Source organism: Rhizobium sp. ERR 1071 (assembly GCF_007828675.1).
GTDB classification, from domain to species: domain Bacteria; phylum Pseudomonadota; class Alphaproteobacteria; order Rhizobiales; family Rhizobiaceae; genus Rhizobium; species Rhizobium dioscoreae.
The window spans coordinates 199,869-219,958 of the sequence record NZ_VITM01000009.1; the positions used below are offsets into that span (position 1 = coordinate 199,869).

Annotated in this window: 15 protein-coding genes; 7 read left to right on the forward strand and 8 right to left on the reverse strand. The window is 59.6% G+C overall.

The annotated features are described in order from the left end of the window. Positions 1–229: 229 nt before the first annotated feature. The 6 genes from FBZ99_RS25785 to FBZ99_RS25810 all read left to right on the forward strand — a co-directional run bounded on the left by FBZ99_RS25785 (position 230) and on the right by FBZ99_RS25810 (position 7,866). The gene (locus FBZ99_RS25785) at positions 230–1,381 is read left to right on the forward strand and encodes a GNAT family N-acetyltransferase (protein ID WP_145635611.1); all 1,152 of its coding nucleotides are present in this window, start codon (positions 230–232) and stop codon (positions 1,379–1,381) included. Continuing rightward, on the forward strand, positions 1,381–2,751 hold the full coding sequence (locus FBZ99_RS25790) for an MATE family efflux transporter (RefSeq protein ID WP_113352445.1): 1,371 nt from the start codon (positions 1,381–1,383) through the stop codon (positions 2,749–2,751). The genes FBZ99_RS25785 and FBZ99_RS25790 overlap by 1 nt, the downstream gene beginning before the upstream one ends. A gap of 15 nt (positions 2,752–2,766) precedes the next feature. After that, positions 2,767–3,948 carry a PLP-dependent transferase gene (locus FBZ99_RS25795; RefSeq protein ID WP_113333893.1) on the forward strand — a complete coding sequence of 394 codons (1,182 nt, stop codon included), beginning with the start codon at positions 2,767–2,769 and terminating at the stop codon, positions 3,946–3,948. A 107-nt stretch (positions 3,949–4,055) separates the two neighbouring features. Continuing rightward, the gene (gene lysA / locus FBZ99_RS25800; RefSeq protein WP_113333892.1) at positions 4,056–5,300 is read left to right on the forward strand and encodes a diaminopimelate decarboxylase; all 1,245 of its coding nucleotides are present in this window, start codon (positions 4,056–4,058) and stop codon (positions 5,298–5,300) included. 98 nt (positions 5,301–5,398) lie between these two features. Next, positions 5,399–6,880, forward strand: coding sequence for a cytochrome P450 (locus FBZ99_RS25805; RefSeq protein WP_246661200.1), 1,482 nt, complete (start codon positions 5,399–5,401; stop codon positions 6,878–6,880). Continuing rightward, entirely contained in the window at positions 6,877–7,866 is a 990-nt protein-coding gene (locus FBZ99_RS25810) for a lysophospholipid acyltransferase family protein (RefSeq protein ID WP_113352444.1), read from the forward strand. The genes FBZ99_RS25805 and FBZ99_RS25810 overlap by 4 nt, the downstream gene beginning before the upstream one ends. 246 nt (positions 7,867–8,112) lie before the next feature. Here FBZ99_RS25810 and FBZ99_RS25815 read toward each other — a convergent pair whose 3' ends face one another. After that, positions 8,113–9,231, reverse strand: coding sequence for a mannitol dehydrogenase family protein (locus FBZ99_RS25815; RefSeq protein WP_113352443.1), 1,119 nt, complete (start codon positions 9,229–9,231; stop codon positions 8,113–8,115). A gap of 544 nt (positions 9,232–9,775) precedes the next feature. On the opposite strand from FBZ99_RS25815, the gene fba reads away from it, so the two are divergent. Then, positions 9,776–10,840: a class II fructose-bisphosphate aldolase gene (gene fba / locus FBZ99_RS25820; RefSeq protein ID WP_113352441.1), complete on the forward strand. Its 1,065-nt coding sequence runs from the start codon at positions 9,776–9,778 to the stop codon at positions 10,838–10,840. A 9-nt stretch (positions 10,841–10,849) separates the two neighbouring features. Here fba and FBZ99_RS25825 read toward each other — a convergent pair whose 3' ends face one another. From FBZ99_RS25825 to FBZ99_RS25855, 7 genes are all read right to left on the reverse strand, one after another. Then, a complete protein-coding gene (locus FBZ99_RS25825; RefSeq protein WP_113352440.1) occupies positions 10,850–12,592 on the reverse strand; it encodes a glycerol-3-phosphate dehydrogenase/oxidase in 1,743 nt (580 codons plus the stop codon). Between the two features lie 59 nt (positions 12,593–12,651). After that, positions 12,652–14,181, reverse strand: a complete 1,530-nt coding sequence (locus FBZ99_RS25830) for an FGGY-family carbohydrate kinase (protein ID WP_113352439.1) — start codon at positions 14,179–14,181, stop codon at positions 12,652–12,654. A gap of 53 nt (positions 14,182–14,234) precedes the next feature. Beyond that, positions 14,235–14,990: a DeoR/GlpR family DNA-binding transcription regulator gene (locus tag FBZ99_RS25835; protein WP_350223831.1), complete on the reverse strand. Its 756-nt coding sequence runs from the start codon at positions 14,988–14,990 to the stop codon at positions 14,235–14,237. A 269-nt stretch (positions 14,991–15,259) separates the two neighbouring features. Then, positions 15,260–16,207, reverse strand: a complete 948-nt coding sequence (locus FBZ99_RS25840) for a D-ribose ABC transporter substrate-binding protein (protein ID WP_069615621.1) — start codon at positions 16,205–16,207, stop codon at positions 15,260–15,262. 99 nt (positions 16,208–16,306) lie between these two features. Then, entirely contained in the window at positions 16,307–17,359 is a 1,053-nt protein-coding gene (locus FBZ99_RS25845) for an ABC transporter permease (protein ID WP_041678207.1), read from the reverse strand. 22 nt (positions 17,360–17,381) lie between these two features. Next, positions 17,382–18,926, reverse strand: a complete 1,545-nt coding sequence (locus FBZ99_RS25850; RefSeq protein ID WP_113352438.1) for a sugar ABC transporter ATP-binding protein — start codon at positions 18,924–18,926, stop codon at positions 17,382–17,384. Beyond that, positions 18,923–19,579, reverse strand: coding sequence for a DUF2291 domain-containing protein (locus FBZ99_RS25855; protein WP_113352437.1), 657 nt, complete (start codon positions 19,577–19,579; stop codon positions 18,923–18,925). Before FBZ99_RS25855 ends, FBZ99_RS25850 begins: the two co-directional genes overlap by 4 nt. Positions 19,580–20,090 lie beyond the last annotated feature (511 nt).

Genomic DNA, 20,090 nt, shown 5'->3' on the forward strand with positions numbered 1-20,090 from the left:
TAATCGATTGATATCTCTGACTTCTGGCGTCGATAAACTCGGTTACTCCGAAAATTACATCGATGCAGCTGCATGACGAATGGAGTTTTGGAAAATTCAGGAGATTTTCAAAAAATATTTTCGGAAAATATTTTGAATTTCTGCCGATGTCGTTCGTCACCGCAGAATTAGCGCTGTGCTTGGCCTGCCGATCTCAGCCGGCGTGTTTCTGAAGATATGGAGATGAAATATGGATGCTTCCCTGGCGATCAGGAGCGATAGGGCGGCGGAGAGATCCTTTGATCTGCGACTGCCGGCTTCGGGCTTTGAGAGCAGTGCGCTTGCCTGCGGCCAGCCGCTCATCATATCGGCAGGGTCTACACCAGGAAGTTTCCGCGTCGAGCATCATGAAGTGAAAGTGGCCTCAGGTCATCTATCGGGGCCGGCCACCAATGTTCTGGTCTTCGATACAATCTCGGCGGCGGTTCCGCTGCCTTCCGGCGCGGATATCGTCAACGCCGTGTCAGAAGCCATTCTGGCATGCAATCCGCATCTGATTTGCTTCGAGATCGCGCTTGCGGATGATGATCTTGCAAGGCGACTGCTGGAGACCGGCGCGATTGAACGTAGCGGCGAGCGCCTCATCGTGCGGCCCGAATCCTTTTTCCAGCAGGCGGGATCCTGGCTCGGAAGTGCGCCCAAGGCCTATCCGGAATTGCCGATCCTGACGAATGGCGCCCTTCATCCGCAGCGGCCTCCGAAGCCTACCGGCCGCGTCTACAGCCGCTTCATTCCCTGGCTGAATACTCAGCTTGGCTTCCATGTCGCCGATATCGAGGCCGATCTTGCGCATTTCCATCGCTGGATGAACGATCCGAGGGTTGCCGCCATATGGGAAGACAGCGGCGATCTTTCCTATCATCGTGATTTCATCGCAGGCCGCCTTGCCGATTCGCGCACGCTGCCGCTGATCGGAACCTTCGGCGGTGTGCCCTTCGGTTACTTCGAACTCTATTGGGCAAAGGAAGATAGGATCGGCCCGCATTACGACGCCGACGGCTACGACCGCGGCTGGCATGTGGCGATCGGTGAGGATGATTTCCGCGGAAAAGCCTTCGTCAGCGCCTGGCTGCCATCGCTGATGCACTACATGTTCCTGGCTGATCCGCGCACCCGCCGTATCGTCGGCGAGCCGATCCATCATCACGCCCAGCAAATCCGCAATCTCGATCGTTCCGGCTTCGCCAAGGTCAAGCATATTCAGTTCCCGCACAAAAAGGCGCTGCTGGTCATGCTTCTGCGCGAGCGCTTCTTCATGGACCGGCTGCTGCTGCCGGATCTCACCGGCTTACCTACAGAGGATGGGCAGCCTGTCCTTGGCTCGCTGGCGCGAGGCGCCTGATGAAAGCAGCCGTCGATATGAACGATCCGCGCGTCAAGCGGCTCGTTCTGGCGGTCGCGCTTCCGGCCGTGGCAGGATTGGCCGCCAGTGCCGGCCATCATGCGATCAACGCGATCTTCCTGGGAACGCTCGGTCCGGACGTGCTGGCGGGCATCAGCCTGGTCATGCCGCTATTTCTGCTTGTCGCGGCCGCCGGTCAGGGGCTGGGTATCGGGCTTGCGACACTGCTTGCGCGCTACCTTGGCGAAGGGGATATCAAAGCCGCAGCGTCGGTCGCCACGACAGCGCTCGCGGCGACGATCCCGCTCGGCATCCTCTTGTCAATCCTGATCTATCTCGGCCTGCCGGATTTTGTCGGCGCGCTTGACGCCAGCGACAATCTCCTTGCCCCAGGGCTCGATTATGGGCGGCTGCTTGCTTTCGGGGTGACGCTCGGGCTTTTGCAGGCTATCTGCGATTTTATCGCGATCGCCGAAGGCAATTCACGTTTCTCGATGATCGTGCTGATCGCGAGCTTCGCATTGAACGCGGTTCTCGACCCTGCCTTCATCTTTCTCTTCAAGCTCGGTGCGTCCGGCGCGGCACTGGCGACCATTGTGTCGTCCCTTGCAGCCCTTGCATGCTATGCCGTCTACTTCCTGCGCCGATGGGGAACAGTGAGCGTGACCGGCGGGGCGATTTGCTGGCAACTGCTTTGGCCGATCGCGCGGATCGGCCTTCCCGCTGCCGCAACAAGCATAGTCACGGGTCTCGGCTTTCTGGTCCTGATGCGGGAGGCCGCTGTCCATGGCGGCGATACCGGCGTCGCCGCAACGGCGATTGCCATCCGGCTGATGACTTTGGGACAGCTTCCGTTGTTCGGTTTTTGCCTCGGCGCCCAGAGCGTCGTCAGTCATGCCTTCGGCGCTGGCGATGCCGAGCGTCTGAAAGCCGTGATCCGGTTCATGCTCGCTGTGACGATGCCGGTCGCATTGCTCTATTCCATCTTGCTGTTCCTGGCTGCCGAGCCGATCACACGCCTGTTCACGGATAACCAGGACGTCGTGGATGAGGCAGTCGCCTGGTTGCGGCACCTCTTTCCGATCTTTCCGCTTGCAGCTTTTCAATCCGTCCTGCTTGTCATGCTGCAATCGCGGGGCCGGGCCGGCTTGTCCGCGCTCGTGGGGCTTGCACCGCAGGGATATCTGCTGATCCCGCTTCTGCTCCTGCTGCCGCTTTGGATGGGCTTTGCCGGCATCTCTGCTGCTGCCGCTGCCGCAGCCATTCTCGCTGCCGTCCTCGGCGGCTTTGTCGGATGGAGGGAATGGCTCGCCATTCTGCCGACCGATGCACCGGGCCGCCTTGTTGGCCAATCGACACTTCACTCCTGACCCAAGAGGAACGCCATGAACGAGACGCCGAGATTCGATGCCTACCGCCACGCTATTCCAGATGCGCTGATGCCGCCGCGCGACGATCCGTTCGACGCGGCCGTGCCGCCGATCTACCAGACATCGCTCTTCCTGTTCGATAGCTACAAGGAACTGGAGGACGTCTTCGCCGGCCGCTCGAAGAAGCCGATCTATTCGCGCGGCGACAACCCGACCGTGCGGCTTCTGGAGCGCAAGATCGCCGAAATGGAAGGCGCGGAAGAGGCACGTGCCTTTTCGAGCGGCATGGGCGCGATTGCTGCTGCAGTTCTCGCCTTCGTCGGACCCGGCGATCGTATCGTCACCGTCCGGCACGTCTATAGCGATGCCTTCCGCTTCTTCGAAAAAGTCCTGAAGCGCTTCGGCGTCGTCGTCGACTATATCGACGGCACCGATACGCAAGCCATGCTTGCCGCGCTTCCGGGTGCCAAGCTTGCCTATCTCGAAAACCCGACCTCGATGGTTTTCGAGCTGCAGGACCTGACTGCGATCGCTGAGGCAGCTCGCCGCCATGGCGTCGTAACAATGGTCGACAATTCCTGGGCAACGCCGCTCTTTCAGAAGCCGCTCTCCGCCGGTATCGATATCGTCATTCACGCCGCCTCGAAATATCTTGGTGGACAGAGCGACACGGTGGCGGGACTTGTTACCGGCTCGAAGGCGCATATCGACCGGATCAACAGCGAAATCTACCCCTATACGGGTGCAAAGCTCGCGCCGTTCGAAGCATGGCTCGTCCTGCGTAATTTAGAGACACTGCCATTTCGCATGCGCCATCATCACGAAGCCGGGCTCGAAGTGGCGTCCTGGCTCGATGCCCATGCGGATGTGACCAACGTCATGCATCCCGCACTTGGCGACCATGCCGGAAAGAGCACCTTCAGCGGCTTTGGCGGGCTGTTTTCCTTCGAGGTTTCGGACCGCATCGATGTGGCCGATTTCGTCGATGCATTGCGCCTCATTCGCATCGGAGTGAGCTGGGGCGGGCCGGAAAGCCTGGTGGTGCCGGCAAAGGCAGCACTCAGCATTTCGCCGGAGACCAACGTCTTCGCGCGCTTTGGTGTCAGTGACCGCACGATCCGCCTGAACGTCGGGCTGCACGCTGCCAAGGAGATCATTGCCGATCTCGAGCAGGCACTTGCCGCCGCCAGGCGCTAACCGGCTGCAGCACTCTTGTATCCACAAAGGGGCGGAGTGACACGGTCGCTCCGCCCATATTATTATTCATTGTTGATCCATTCCCGCCCTGACCCGATCGAGACAAGATGACCATCCCTTCCAATGAAACGTTGAGCGCGCTTGCCGCCGAATATGGAACGCCGCTCTGGATCTATGATGTCGCTGCGATCCGCCGCCGCATCGCGCAACTCTCCGCCTTCGACGTCATTCGCTATGCGCAGAAGGCCTCATCGAACATTCATATTCTGAAAGAGATGCGCAAAGCGGGCGTGCGGGTCGATGCCGTCTCGCTCGGCGAGATCGAGCGGGCGATGCGGGCAGGTTTTTCCGCTGGGAATCCGTCGGGAGCTGCGGAGATCGTGTTCACTGCCGACGTCTTCGACCGGCCGACATTGGAACGTGTCATTGCCGACAAGATCGAGGTGAATATCGGTTCCATCGATATGCTGCATCAATTGGGTGAGCGCTCGCCGGGTCATCGGGTCTGGCTGCGCATCAATCCCGGTTTCGGGCATGGCCATAGCAAAAAGACCAATACCGGCGGCGAGACCAGCAAGCATGGCATCTGGTTCGAGCAGTTACAGGAGGCCGTGGCGCTGACGCGTCAATATTCTTTGAAGCTCGTAGGACTGCACATGCATATCGGCTCCGGCGTCGATTATGGGCATCTGCAGCGCGTCTGCGGAGCGATGATCGGATTCTGCCGCGCGCTGGATGCCGATATCGAGGCCATCTCGGCTGGCGGCGGCCTGTCTGTGCCCTATAGGGAGGGTGAAGAAGAGATCGATCCTGCCCATTACTTTTCGCTCTGGGACAAGGCCCGGCGCGAGATCGAGGCGCACTTTGGCCATACAATCCGGCTGGAGATCGAACCGGGGCGCTTCCTGACTGCCGATTCCGGCGTATTGCTTGCTGAAGTCAGAGCCGTCAAGATGATGGGCCGCAACCGCTTCGTGCTCGTCGATGCCGGCTTCAGCGATCTTGCCAGACCGGCTATGTACGGCAGTTATCACCATATCTCAGTCATTCCAGGCACAGCGCCTCGCGATACCGCCGGAACTACCTTCCCGTCAGTCGTGGCAGGCCCCCTTTGCGAATCGGGTGATGTTTTCACGCAGACGGACAATGGCACCGTAGAAACGCGCGATTTGCCCGAGACCCATGTCGGCGATTATCTCGTGTTTCATGGCGCCGGCGCTTACGGGGCAACCATGTCGTCGAATTATAACAGCCGTCTTTATGCACCGGAGGTCCTGATCGACGGCGAAACCCATCGCTTGATCCGCAGGCGCCAGACTTTGGATGAGCTGCTTATGCTGGAGGCGCTTTAGGCACGGTCGATCGCAAGGCGAAAGAAGAGCCTCTACTTTGGCCAAGCGAGGGCTTTTCTGCGGTTGCGAAATGAATATAGTGACCACGACCGTGCGTCGTGGCGCTCGGCCGTTCTCACATCGTTACCGGCCGCAAGGCGCGAAAGTTCTGCACCGCTATGCTGGCCTGGCTCGATCAGAAAACCGAAATCGTCGAACACGCCGATCAATCCGCGCAATATTTCGAGCCGGCCCACGCCGCCTATTATGGCGGCAAGCCCGGCCAGCCGCTGAAGCTTATGCTGCAGGCGCGCAGCGACTTTCTGTCGATCTGGCGTCGCGCGGATTATCGCGAGCATGTGGCGGAGTTCAAGCTTCTGGGCCGGCAGCTCGTCATCGTCAATTCGCCCGAGGCTATCCGCTATGTGGTTGCCAAGCGCCATGAGAACTTCGAGCGCAAGACGCCGCAGATGCGACGCGCGCTGGAATATCTGCTGGGTGACGGCTTGTTCATTTCCGACAAAGAGACCTGGAAGCAGCGCCGGCCGCTGGTCTCCGATATCGTGCATAAAAACCGCGTCCCGGCCTTCGGTTCGATCATGCAAAGTACCGCAAGCGAGCTTGCCGACCGCTGGCAAAGCTTGGGCGAGGGCGCGGAGGTCAATGCCTTGTTCGAGATGGCCGGGCTGACGGCGGAGATCATCTCGCGCAGCGTCTTCGGCAATGATCTCGGCGAGGAGAGCGCCAATGCGGTCACCGAAGGCTTTGCGAACTACCAGTCGCTGGTCGATTCCGTCAATTTCGGCTATTTTCTCGGCTTCGATGAGGGGCTGCCGATCATCAGGACGCCGAGCTTGAGCCGGTCGGTGAAACGCATTCACCGGATCATCGATCAGGTGATTGAAGATCATCTGGCTGGCAAGGGCGACAATAGTTCCATGGTCGAACTGCTGATCCGCCGGCAGCAGCGCAATCCCGAGCTGAAACTCGATGTCGTGGCGCTTCGCAACGAGGCCGCCACCATCTTCATGGCAGGCCACGAAACCACGGCGGCAACCCTGACCTGGGCCTGGTATCTGCTCGCAGGGGCACCCTGGGTGGAGGAGGCGGTTCATGCGGAAATCGAGGCTGTCTGCGGTGATCGGGTCCCCTCGATCGACGATGTCGCGAAGCTCGACTGGTGCCGCGCGGTGATCGAGGAGACGCTGCGCCTCTATCCCCCGGTACCGATCCTGGCACGGCAGGCGGCCGAGCCCGACCAGATCGGCGACGTGAAGATACGCAAGGCGGCACTGGTGCTGATCGTGCCATGGATCCTGCATCGCACGGATTCTCTCTTTCCCGAGCCGCATCGCTTTTATCCGGAGCGTTTCCTCGGCGAGGCGCGGCCAGCGCCTTACAGCTATATTCCCTTCGCGGCCGGCCCGCGTGTATGTCCGGGCCTGCAATTCGGCCTCACCGAGGCGATCCTCTGCCTGGCGATCTTGGCTCAACGTTTTCGCGTTCGGGTCAGAGATGGACATAAGGTTCAGCCACAATGCCGCCTGACATTGCGTCCGCGTGACGGCATGCCCGTGACACTGCATAGGCGCCGGGGATGACGACCAAGACCGATAAAGAAGTCACCGCCGGTAAGCGCAAGGCGTGGACCTATGAGCCGCCGAAAGCTCCGCCCCTTGCCGATTTCGTGGCTGGCGGCGACCGGCGCAAGGCATTTCTGCGCTATTGGCTTTATGAGAATATCGACAACGCTATCGATCTCTTCCTCTATTTTGCCTTCATGCTATTGCCGGCGAGCGTCTGCTCCGACCTTGGCGGTTGGCTCGGACGAGTTCTGGCTCCGCGCTTTCATAAAAGCGCTTATGCGCGCGCCGCAGCTAATCTCAAGATGATCAGGCCCGAGCTTGGCGATGCAGAGCTCGATAAGCTCTTCAGGGCTTATGCCGATTCTCAAGGGCGGCAGATGGCGGAATATTCAGTCGTGCCGAGACTGGCACGACGGCACGTTCGCATGATTGGCACCGAAGGACTGGTCGAGCGTTGCAGTAAAGGGCCGGTGATCTTCATCGCGCCCCATATCAGCAATTGGGAGGTACTCTGGCATTGCCTTCTCGACATGGGACTCGACGTCACCATGAATTACGACCCGCCCAAACGCCGCTCACGCCACTATATCGTCAACCGCTTGCGCAAGAGGGCGGGACTTGGAATCTTGAAACCCGGCCGCAGCTTCGTGCGCCCGGCCCTGAGAATCCTGGAGAACGGCGGCAATCTGCTGATGTTCTGTGACGAGGGCTTCAACGGGCATATCCGAGCGCCGTTCTTCGGAAGGCCCGTGCATCTTGAGGGCAATTATGCGCTCATCGCGCGAATGGCTCGAAGGACGAATGCCTTAATCTATCCGATTTATATCGTCCGGGAGACGGGGGTGCGATTTGCGCTGACGGCCCTGAAGCCTTTCGTGCTCCCTGAAGGATCAGACGTTAGGAAATATCTTGTTCATGATGTCGCACATTTGAATACGGTAGTAGAACCCATAGTGCGCTCGCACATGGAGCAATGGTATTTTGTCGATAATCGGCTGTAACTGAGAGTAGTGAATCAATCTCCATATTTCGCAGGTAGCCTACGCGCCGGTGGATCGGGAACGCGCCTCCACCCGCTGACACTTTAGTGAACTCCGAAACTTTTGGCTGAGCAATTGAATTGGAAAGCGGCCCAGATCAGGCCTGCGCTGCCTTAAGGGCCGATGGAAGGCTTAACTTGTCCAACCCTATTACCACTTCACCCCCAGATCTTCGTTTAGGCTCAAGCAGACCTCTCATCGGCGCACTCAAGAATAGCGCGCCGCGATCTGTCGCAGCTCGGGCATTCCCGATTTACTGCCGGCCTTATCCGCCCAATCCAGAAAAGCATGGATGCGGCGGGCCACCTTTTCGGGGTGGTGCTGGCTGATGTCGGCGATGCGATGGTCTAGAAAAGGATTGAGGAAGCGGTCGAGTGTCGTAGCGACATAGGCCTTCGCCTCGTCGCCCATGCCGTTTGCGGCAAAGCCGGGCAGCACTTCGTTTTCGTAGAGAGTATCGAGTCTCGCCCTTACGCCCTTGTCGGCCAGTATGGCGCGCACGGTTTCGTCCGCCGGACGACTTTCGCGCTGCCAGATTTCGGCAAGGAAGGTGTGGCCGAGATTGAGGATATGCAGTTTCAGGCGCTCATAAGGGGCGAGATCGTCGGTCAGTACGATGCTTGGATGGTGGCATGGCGCGCGGACACCGGGCGCGCGTTTGATCGCCCACAGGGCATAGGGTTCGGCAACAGCGCCGATCGGCTCGATCGGCTCGGAAACGATGCGATCGACCAGGGTGTCGGCGAAGGCAGCGTGGCCGTCGAGCCAGGTATAGAATTCAGCCGGCACATCGTTGAGCCGGGCGCAATCGATGACCGTCTGTTTCAGAACGCGGCCGTTGCCCGTCATCAGTTCGCAAGGAAGGATGACCAGGGGGCGCCCGGAGGCCTGCCAGCGTCTGACGAGGAGCGCGGCAAGCTTGGCGGGGAAAGATCGCGGAACCTGGCCGTTTGTGACGAAGCGGTCTTCCTCCGGCCATGTCTGGTAGCCGGTTTCGCCGGTGTTGGAGATGACGAATTCCGCATCCTCGGCAAAGAGCCTTGACAGCTCCCCCCAGTGTTCGACTGCAGAGAGGCCGCGATCGACGCTCATGACCTGGACGCTGCGATCGACGGGTTGCCCATCCGACATGCCGCGTATGATGACGGGATAGCCAGCCGGATTGCCGAAGGCAGCGACGCGCCCGCTGCGGCTGCTGGCGCCTGAAACCTGAACGACAGCAATGGGACCAGCATCCTGGCCGGATTGTCGTGCCTCGTGCACGAAGAATGCCGCATGCGCCTGCAAGAACCGGCTGGTGCCGAGCTGGATGATCCGCGAGCTCACGCCACTTTCCTCCCATATTCGATGTTGATGAATAGGACCGTCCGGCTGAGGCAACATGCAACTTTCATGCAGTCCGGCCGGCTTCTGTTTTTTATCTATAGAAAACAGCGAAACCATGAGCAGTCAATGTTTTTATGGAAGTGAATGCAGGTTGGGCTGCCGCAGCAGCTCGAGGAGCACGGACTCGATCGCGTATTCTTCGATTGTTTATTCAGTGACCCGTCATGCCTCGCCGTTGCCGGCAAAATGACGATCAATAATGGAGCCGCGGCGCGATCGGATCTCTCCCGCAGCTACAGTAACCTCTATTCCCCACATTCGAGACTGATCTCCTTGTGAAAATCGAAGAAAATCTCACAAAAACTGTGATTTTGTCATATTTTGCCGTTATGTTTGTACTGGAGGATGCCTTGCTGTCTGCATGCCCTGTTTGCCGGATTGTAGCGTAGTCACATACTGACGGCGCACATCTCCATAACGAGGTCGGGCAAATAGCAACATCCACGCGATCTTAGCCGCCCATCATGACCCAGGGGAGAGTTGAATGGCACGTATCACCTTAAGGCAATTGCTCGATCACGCCGCTGAAAACGGCTACGGCGTTCCAGCTTTCAATATCAACAATATGGAACAGGCGCTCGCCATCATGGAAGCGGCCGATGCGGTCAACGCGCCCGTGATCATGCAGGCGTCGAGGGGGGCCAGGGCTTATGCCAACGACATCATGCTGAAACACATGATGGACGCAGTCGTGGAAATCTACCCGCATATTCCCGTCTGCGTGCATCTGGATCATGGCAACGATCCCTCGAGCTGCATGACGGCGATCCAGGCCGGCTTCACCTCGGTCATGATGGATGGATCTCTGAAGGCGGATGCCAAGACGCCGGCAGATTGGGACTACAATGTCGGCGTGACCAAGACGGTGACCGACATGGCACATCTCGGCGGCATTTCCGTCGAGGGTGAGCTTGGCGTGCTCGGCTCGCTGGAAACCGGCATGGGCGAAGCTGAGGATGGTCATGGGGCGGAAGGCAAGCTGTCTCATGATCAGTTGCTCACCAATCCGGACGAGGCGGTTAAATTCGTGCGCGAGACCAAGGTCGACGCGCTGGCGATTGCCATGGGCACCTCGCATGGCGCCTATAAGTTCACGCGCAAACCGGATGGTTCGGTGCTGGCGATGAGCGTGATCGAGGAGATCCATCGCAAGCTGCCCAATACCCACCTTGTCATGCATGGCTCCTCCTCGGTGCCCGAGGAGTTGCAGGAGATCATCAACAGATACGGCGGCAAGATGAAGCCGACTTGGGGCGTGCCGGTCGAAGAGATCCAGCGCGGCATCAAGAACGGCGTACGCAAGATCAACATCGATACCGATGGCCGCATGGCGATGACGGGCCAGATCCGCCGCGTGCTGCAGGAGGATCCGAGCGAGTTCGATCCTCGTAAATATATGAAGCCCGCTATGGCTGCACTGACGAAGCTCTGCAAGGAGCGCTTCGAACAGTTCGGCACGGCCGGCCACGCTTCGCGTCTCCAGCCGCTTTCCGTTGCCGAAATGGCCAGGCGTTACAAATCCGGTTCGCTCGACCCGGTTTTCTCCTGAGCCAGATGATCAGCGTGCAGCCGGGCCTGCCGCCTGGCGCACGCTTTCTTCGCTCAGCGTCTGGCCGTGAAATTTCGATAGCGATACAACGACATCGTCGATCTCCTTGGCCAGTCGCTGCGCATCCCACTGCAGGGCTGCTGCGGCGATTGCACCGATTTCGCGTAATCCCTGGATCGTCAGCAGGCCCTCGATCGCCATGGTCGTACGCCGGAAGACAATGTCGGAGAGATGCACGACCATCTCCTGCCGCGCGATCCAATCGATCTCGAGCGCGCTGTGGCGAGGTGCGCCGCTGATGCGTTGGCCGTCTTTATAGTCCGAAGGGCGAGTGAGAATAGCTGCGGCAGTCGTGCCGTATCGGCCGAGCAACTCATCCACTCTGCTTGCCTCGGCTCCGGTCTTTGCGGCGACCGATCGGATCCAGCTCGCCCGCTCATCGAAATTGACCGGGAAATCCCGGCCGCCGCCGATCGCAAGCCGCTCCGTGGACATCTTGCGGCCGCGTTGAAGGCGCGCCAGCACAGTATCGGCAACCTCTTCGGCAAAGCCGCGGAATGTGGTCCATTTGCCGCCGACCAGAGAAATGATCGGAAAGGGGCGTCCGGCCTGCGGCTCGAAAACGGGTGCGGAGTGATCGCGGCTGATCAGGCCCGGCGACGAGGCGTCCGAGGCGGGCAGGGGGCGAATGCCGCTATAGCTGTAGGTCACCTGATCGCGATCGAAGCGCAGGCTCGGAAGGAGTGATCTGACGCTGTCGAGGAAGTAGTCGATCTCGTCTTCCTCGCAACGCACATTGTCTGGATCGTCGCAAGGGATATCGGTCGATCCTACAAGCGCCTGGCCGAGATAGCCGTAGACTAGGCAGATGCGCCCGTCATCGGCTTCGAAATAGATCATGTGGCCGTTCAGGCTGCGCACCAGTTCGGGATGATCGAGCAAGATATGCGATCCCTTGGTGCCGCCGATCAGATGGGCCGGCGCACCGAGAGCGGCGTTGACGTGATCGATCCATGGACCGGCGGCATTGATCACGAGCTTCGGCTTGGCCGAAAAGGCATAGCCGTCGGCGCGCTGGAAGGTCAGCAGGCCGTCGGCTGACGAAACAAGCCTTGTCGCATTTGCGGCGAGCGAGCCCTTGTTCGCCTCCAGTCCGTCATTGACGAGCTCATAGACCAGCCGTTCCGGCCGGCTGATCTTGGCATCGTAATAGATACCGCCGGCGACGATCTCAGGCGTGACATGCGGCATTTCCTTCAGCGCACGGCGCTTCAAAAGGAACCGGTGGCGCGGCATGACACGGTTGCGCGAACCGAAGAAGTCGTAGAGTGCAAGCCCGATCTTGATAAGCAAGGCGCCACGGCTGCGTGGGGCGGTGGTCGAGCCCGTCAGCGTGCGTAGGGCTGCCCAGATGCCGCGTGTCCATGAGAAGATCGGCACGAAGGTCGGCAGTGCTTCGACGCAATGCGGCGCGTTCCTGAGCAGAAGGTTTCGCTCAAGCGCCGATTGCGCGACCAGGCCGAATTCGCCTGTTTCCAGATATTTCAGGCCACCATGGATCAGCCTGGATGGCGCAGCACTCGTTCCCGAGCCGAAATCTGATTTATCGACGATCAGGCAGTTGATGCCCTGCAGCGACAGATCGCGAAACAGCCCCGCGCCATTGACGCCTGCGCCGAGGATGACAACATCGACATCTCCGTCTTGAAGCTGCGAGAAGCGTTGTTTCAGATCGGCGGTCCTATCGGTCATAACATCATTGTCCTGGTGAACTGCCGCGACAGAGTCTTCTCGCGCGGCGCAATTTTGGTTTAGGCTTGGGAGTGCTGGGTCGCGAGATTGCCGATCCGCGGCCAGAGCGGCGTCATTGCTTCAGCGATGTCGCGGAAGAGGTCGTAGCGGACGCGATAATCGGCGCTGCGGGCGGAATCCGGATGATAGGTTCTGGCGATCTTGCCGACATCGCGCGGATCGCTTTGCGGGCTGGCATAGACACCGATCCCGACACCGGCGCAAAGCGCGGCCCCCCAGGCCGCGGCTTCGTCGGTTTCGGTGACGGTGACCGGCATGCCGAGCACGTCGGCAAACATCTGCACGACGATCGGACTGCGCGAGACGCCGCCTGCCAGCCTTGCCTGATCGAAAGAAAAACCGTCGCTTAGGGCATCGACGTGAATCTTATGGTTGAAGGCGATGCCTTCGAGGACGGCGCGCAGCATATCGCCGCGATCATGCCAGCCGCCAAGCCCGAAAAAGCTGGCGCTTGCCTCAGCGCCATAGGGGGAGCCGAACAGATAGGGGTGGAAGAGCGCGCTCGATGGCCGGTTGAACGCCGCCTCGATCTCGGGGCCGAGCACGGCATGGATCGACTTGCCCGCTGCTTCCGCGCTTGCAATTTCTCTGGCGCAGAGCTTGTCGAGGAACCATTCGTAGTTCGCCGACGACGCCGGCGAGATTGACATGTTGTTCCATTGGCCCGGTGCAATGGCATTGCGGCAGAACCAGCGGCCGTCGACGCGCGGTTCCGAGGAGAGCGTCTCGTTGATCGAATAGGTGCCGGCAATAACGGCGACGACGCCGGACGCATAGCCGCCGGCTCCGAGGGCTGAGGCGGTCACGTCGTGCAGGCCGGCAACGACGGGCGTATCTTCGGCAAGGCCGGTTCGCTTCGCGACGGCTTCTGTCACGTATCCTACGATTTCGTCGGATCGCGAGACAGGTGGCAAGGCACCCGTCACCTCGGCAATGCCGAAAAGCTCCAGGGCATCTGCAGAATAATCCTGCGTCGAAACATTGGTGAAGGAGGTGCTTGCTTCGGTACGGTCGGTACCGGCAACGCCAGTCAGGCAGAATCGCAGCCAGTCCTTGCAGCTCAAAATGTGGCCGATTTCAGCAAAGCGCTCGGGCTCATTGACCTTGATCCAGGCAAGGAGCGCCGATGGGGCCGAGACATGCGGCAATTGACCGGTCAGCTTCAAAGACGCTTCGGCAACAGGAGTCTTCAACCATTGTTCGACGATCGATCCGGCGCGGCTGTCGAGCGAAAGAATGGCGCGTCCGAGCGGCTTCTTTGCCTTGTCGAGCAGATAGATGCCGTCGCCGTGTGCGGTTGCGGCAATTGCCTGGATGTCGCTTGCCGGGCGGTTGCTGAGCCTGATCGCCTCGGCAATGGCGTCGGCCGTCTGGTTCCAGAGTTCGTCCATGTTCCGCTCGACATGGCGTGCCTTCGGCATGAACTGGGTCACCCGACGGCGCGCAACGGCGAGCGGCGTTCCGTCAATGTCGAAGATGACGGCTTTGGTGACGGTCAAACCGCTGTCAATTCCGAGCAGACTCGGCATTCCCGTGACTCCTGATCATGAACGAAAAGAGGTGGCCGTTGCGGGCTTCAGCCTCATGATCGCTCCTTGTCGCCTTTGGCGACGACCACGTTGATATTCTTGTTGCGCATACGCTCCAGATGGGCGGCGGGTGTCTTCTCGTCGACGATGACGACATCGAATTCGCTCAGATGCGCGAAACTATGCAGCGCCCGCCGTTCGAACTTCGTATGATCCATCAGCAAGATGCGCTTGGCGGCACTATCGAACATCGCGCGCTTGATATCGACGATCTCGGGCGACTGATGGAAAACGACATCGTCGATGATGGCCGACATCGAGATGAAGGTGACATCGGCCCGTAAGCGATTGATTTCGTTGATCGTCATCCGCCCCATGAAGGCATTGCACCAATTATAATATTGCCCGCCGAGCGCCAGAAGCGTCACGTCATGCATATCCTTCAGCGCATTCATCAGCGTCAGCGAATTGGTGATCGCCGTCAGAGGAACCTTGGCCGGCAGCTGCGAAGCCATCTGCAGGACGGTGGTGGAATCGTCGAGGAAAATTGCCTGGCCAGGCTCGATGAACTGCATGGCAGCCGCGGCGATCATCTTCTTTTCGCTTGCCTGCCGGTTGGCGCGATAGACGTCGCTCGATTCGATCAGGCTGGTCGCTGCGGCCGATACGATGCCGCGCGTCTTGCGAAACAGGCCTCGGCTGACCAGTTCGTCGACATCGCGATGAGCCGTCATCAGGCTGATGCCGAAGCGCTCAGTCAGATCCTCGATGCGCATCGAGCCTTCCGCCATGACGGCTTCGGCGATCATCTGGCGCCTGGCAATCTGGCGCGAATGCCGGCTGTCGCTCGGCAGCTCGTCTTGCAGGAATGATACGGGGCTTGTCTTGTCTGTCACTTTGGCCTCTGACGCTGAACCTTGCGGAGATTAACTTGCTGCGGCGAACGTCACGTTATAGAAAAAGATATAAAGAACAGTTCGCTATCAGAGTTTCTGCAAGTTCTGTCTAATGTTGAGCCAGGGTGCCGCCCGCCGCGGTCTAGGGATAGGGGCGCCGAGTTCCGGCGCCCCCGATATCATTACTCGGACAGAACGAAAGGTGCCGTGTACTTGTCGACATTATCCTTTGTGATCAGGATGCAATCGAAAAGTTGCTTTTCGCTCTTGGCACCGGTCTTGCCGGTCTTGATGAAGCTGTCGGCCTGCTTGACGGCTTCTTCGGAGAAGACGGCAACCGGCTGCAGGACGGTGTACTGAAGCTCACCGGCCTTGATGGCGGCAACAGCGTCCGGCGAACCGTCGAAGCCGCCGACCTTGACGTTGGCGAGCTTGCCGGCTTCCTTGAGAGCGGCAATCGCGCCAAGGGCCATTTCGTCATTGCCGGAGATCACGCCGGTGATGTCCGGATGCGCCTGCAGAATCGACTGCATCTTGTTGTGGCCCTGGGTGCGGTCCCAGTTGGCAACCTCCTTGGCAACCTTCTTCAGGTCGGGATATTGCGTCAGCACGGTTTCGTAGCCGTTCGAGCGGGTAGCGGCATTGTTATCGGAAGGCGAGCCGAAGAGTTCGGCATAATTGCCCTTGTCGCCAACGGCTTCGACCCACTGCTGAGCGCCGATCGCCGCACCCTGGGCGTTGTTGGAAACGAGCTGAGCCTTGGCAAGGCCTTCCTGGTTGATTTCAGCGTTGACGAGGAAAACCGGGATTCCGGCTGCAACGGCCTTCTTGACTGCACCAACAGAGCCGTCAGCATTGGCCGGATCGAGGATGATGGCGACCGACTTGTTGGTGATCGCCGTATCGATCAGGTTGCTTTCGGTGTTGGTATCGCCCTTATGCGCACCGACTGTGGCGGTATAGCCGAGCTTCTCGGCGGTTGCCTTGGCGATATTGCCTTCCGTCAGCCAGTAGGGGTTGGACGGATCGTTAACGATGACGGTGATCTGACCGGCGGCCCAGGCGGCCCCCGTTAGAAGCGGTGCCACAGCAACTGCTGCCATGACGATGCGCAAACCTTTTTTGAACATTAGTCTCTCTCCCTTTGATGAGCTCTGGTAATGCCGGCGAACCGGCGGTCCTTTCTCCGATCGGCATCTCACCGACCGGGGACAAGTCTTGATGCAGTGTCAGCCGGATTTGGTCCGGCGCCCGTACTGGATGCTGTTCATGAGCACGGCGAGCACGATGACCGCGCCGGTAAAAACCGTCTGCCAATAGGCCGAGACACCGATGATGACGAGGCCGTCCGCCAGGAAGCCGATGACGAAGGCGCCCAGCATGGTGCCGCGCACCGTACCGCGGCCGCCCGTCAATGCGGCGCCGCCAATGACGACGGCGGCAATTGCGGTCAGCTCATAGCTGGTGCCGGCATTCGGACCGGCCGAGGTCAGCTGCGAGGACAGGACGAGGCCGGCAATGGCAGCGCAAATACCTGAAAGCACGTAGACAGCGATCTTGACCTGCTTGACCGGAACGCCGGAAAGATCGGCAGCGCGCTCGTTGCCGCCCGAGGCGTAGAGCCAGCGGCCGAAGGCGGTGCGGCTGAGAACGATACCGCAAATGATCGCAAGCACCGCAAGGACGATGACGCCGATCGGGACGCCGGCGAGGCGGTTGAAGCCCAGCCAGTTGAAGCCGGTATTGCCGAGTTCGGGGCGGCCACCGAGATTGTTGTAGGTAAGCCCGTTCGTCATCAGCAAGGCGATACCCCGGGCAACATAGAGGACGCCCAACGAAGCGACGAAGGCCGGGACGCGCAGGTAGGCGATGAGCACGCCGTTGACCGCACCGACCACGCCACCGAGGATGCAGGTCAGCACGACGACTGCCCAGACCGGCGGATAGAGGATGACGCCGAAACTCGACAGCGTGACGCCCTGCATCAGGAAGCCGGCGATACAGCCGGCAAGGCCAAGCGTCGAGCCGACCGACAGGTCAATGCCGCCATTCAAGATGACGAGCAACATGCCGATGGCGAGGATGCCGAAGATCGCAACATGCGAGGCCATAGTCAGGAAGTTGCTGAGCGAGAAGTAGTAGGGCGACAGGAAGGAGAAGACCGCGATGATGACGATCAGCGCAAAGAAGGCGCGTCCTTCCAGGATCAGCCGCACGAGACTGAAATTCCGCCGCTGTCCGTTGGATACTGGTTTCTTATCTGTAATGTTCGTGACTGACATAATCAGTGCTCCATGAATGCGGCTAGTGCGCGACCACTGCTTCGCCCGAGGCGGCCATGATCTTTTCCTTGGTGACATCAGGACCGAATTCGGCAGAAATCTTGCCGCGGTGCATGACGATGATGCGATGGGCGATGCTCAGGCATTCGGCGACTTCCGAGGTCGAATAGATCACCGCCAGACCCTCTTTGGCGCGCTCGGCGAGCAGCTTGAAGACTTCAGCCTTCGCGCCGATGTCGATACCGCGGCTTGGTTCGTCGAGCAGGATCACGCGAGGCGCCGTTGCCAGCATTTTGCCGATAACGACCTTCTGCTGATTGCCGCCGGACAGAGAGCCGATTGCGGCCTCGCCGCCATCGGTCTTGATGTGAACTTTGCGGATCGAGTCGTTCACCAACGACCGCTCACGGCCGCTCGATGTGAAAAGACCCTTGGTAAAGGCACCGATGCTCGCAAGCGACAGGTTCGAGCCGACGGTCATCGTCTGAACGAGACCGTCGCGCTGACGATCTTCCGGCACCAGCACCAGCCCCTGCGCGATCCGGCCGGCAATGGAAAGACCGCCGACATCGGTGTTGCCTAGGAGCACGCGGCCGCCGCTCGACCGAAGCCGCCCCGCCACACATTCGAGCAGCTCAGTACGACCGGCGCCCATCAGGCCGTAGATGCAGACGATCTCGCCGGCGCGGACTTGAAGCGACAGGCGGTCGACAGCGTTATAGGCGGCGCCCGACGGGCCGGGGACGGTGAGATTATCGATCGTCAGCGCCACATCGCCCATTTTATGGCCTGCCGGCGGGCTGCCGAGGTCGAAATTGTCGCCGACCATGTTGCGCACGATCCATTCGAGATCGATGTCCTTGCGTTCGGCATAGGCGGTCATGTTGCCGTCGCGCAGAACGACGGCGTGATGGGTGATTTGCAGCGCCTCTTCCAGATGATGCGAGATATAGACGATCGACACGCCGCGGTTCGTCAGATCGCGAATGACCTTGAAGAGAACTTCGACTTCGCTGGCGCTGAGCGCCGAAGTCGGCTCGTCCATGATCAGGATGCGGGAATTAACGGAAAGCGCGCGAGCGATCTCGACGATCTGCTGCTGGCCGAGGCGAAGATCCTCGACGGGTGTGAGCGGATCGATATTTTCCTCGAGCTCTTCCATCAGCGCACGGGTCTGGCGCTCTTCCTCGGCAAAATCGACTACGCCACCCTTCATGATCTCGCGACCCATGAAGATGTTGTCGCGGACGCTGAGATTCGGTGCCAGGCTCAATTCCTGGTGGATGATGGAAATGCCGCAGGCGCGCGCATGCGTGGAGGAGGCAAAGGAGATCGGAGCGCCATCGAGAATGATCTCACCCGATGTCGGCTGGATGACGCCGGAGAGGATCTTCATCAGCGTCGATTTGCCGGCACCGTTCTCGCCGAAGAGGGTGGTGACTTCGCCGCGACGAATATCGAAATTGACGCCCTTCAGCGCATGGACGCTGCCATAGGATTTGGCAACATTGCGCGCGGCGAGAACAACTTCGCCCGTGGTGGCGCCATTGTGCTGAACCTGGCTCATTTCACATCGACCTTTACCGGGGTGACGAGCCAGTTCTTCGGATTAATGAGCTTGAAAACGCCGACGACCGTCGCCGTCTTGCCCGTCAGCTTCTCCGGATCCAGACTGCCAAGCGTCGCCTTCTTCATCTCATTGTTGATGGCGGAGCCCGCGTCCTGATATTCGATCTGGTTGGTGAACTGGCCGAATTCGATCTTACCCGTGGCATCGCGAAGATCTGTACCGTTGATTGCTGGACCTGTTTGGACGCGGACGGTGATGCCTTCGGGCACGCCGTCGACCTTGAATTCGTTGAGGTTGGCCTTGCGCTCGCCGAACGTGCCCGTCAAAGAGACAGGGAGGACGGGGCCGGTTGTGGTGGCGACGCCATATTTCTCGCCCGCCGCCTTCTTGTCGGCCAGAACCGCACTGGCGAGCGTTACTGCATCGACGGCGCGCTTTTCGACATCGGCTTGGACTTTCGGGAATTCGGTAGCGCCAAAGGTCTCCGGCTGGAAGCCCTGCTCGCGCACGTCGTGTTCCGAGCCGATCTTGACCACCTTGGTATCGGCAGCGATGGCGCCGATTACGATCACCACCGCGGCGATGCCGGCGACGATCTTGAGCTTGGAGCCAGTCGGCTTGGCAGTTGCATATTGAGCTTGCGTATTCATGTTCGAACGACCTTGGGCATGTCAGCCGGATTACCTGATGGAGAAAGGGAGAAAAGTCCGATGGTTCCGGCTTAACGGAAGCACGGCTCGCGCGTTCGCACCGTGGAGCGCTCCGCTTGGCTTCGGGCGGCGCCGTCACCGGAAAGGAAATTCAACATCAGGAAGCCTCCTCAGCGTGCGGACGGCTGTCTCCTCCAGTCGCCCACCTTGGTTTCGCAATCGCCGCATCTATGCGACAATTGCGATATAAGTATGTTAACTTCTGCATTTCATATGTTATAAATCTTTGGGCGTGTCAACCGCGATTTAACAGGTCCTGTATCCGGTCGGTATCTTTGGATCTCAGTGCTTCCCGCCTTTTCACAGTCGAAGCTTTCGCTTTGTCGGCCTTCTTCCGAGGTTCGCCGATCGGCGTCGTTTTGGCCGACATGATATCAAAGCTTCCTGATAATAACTTGATATACCTCAAAATTATAAGGTGATCGCCCGACGCTTTTCAATAGTCTTCCCG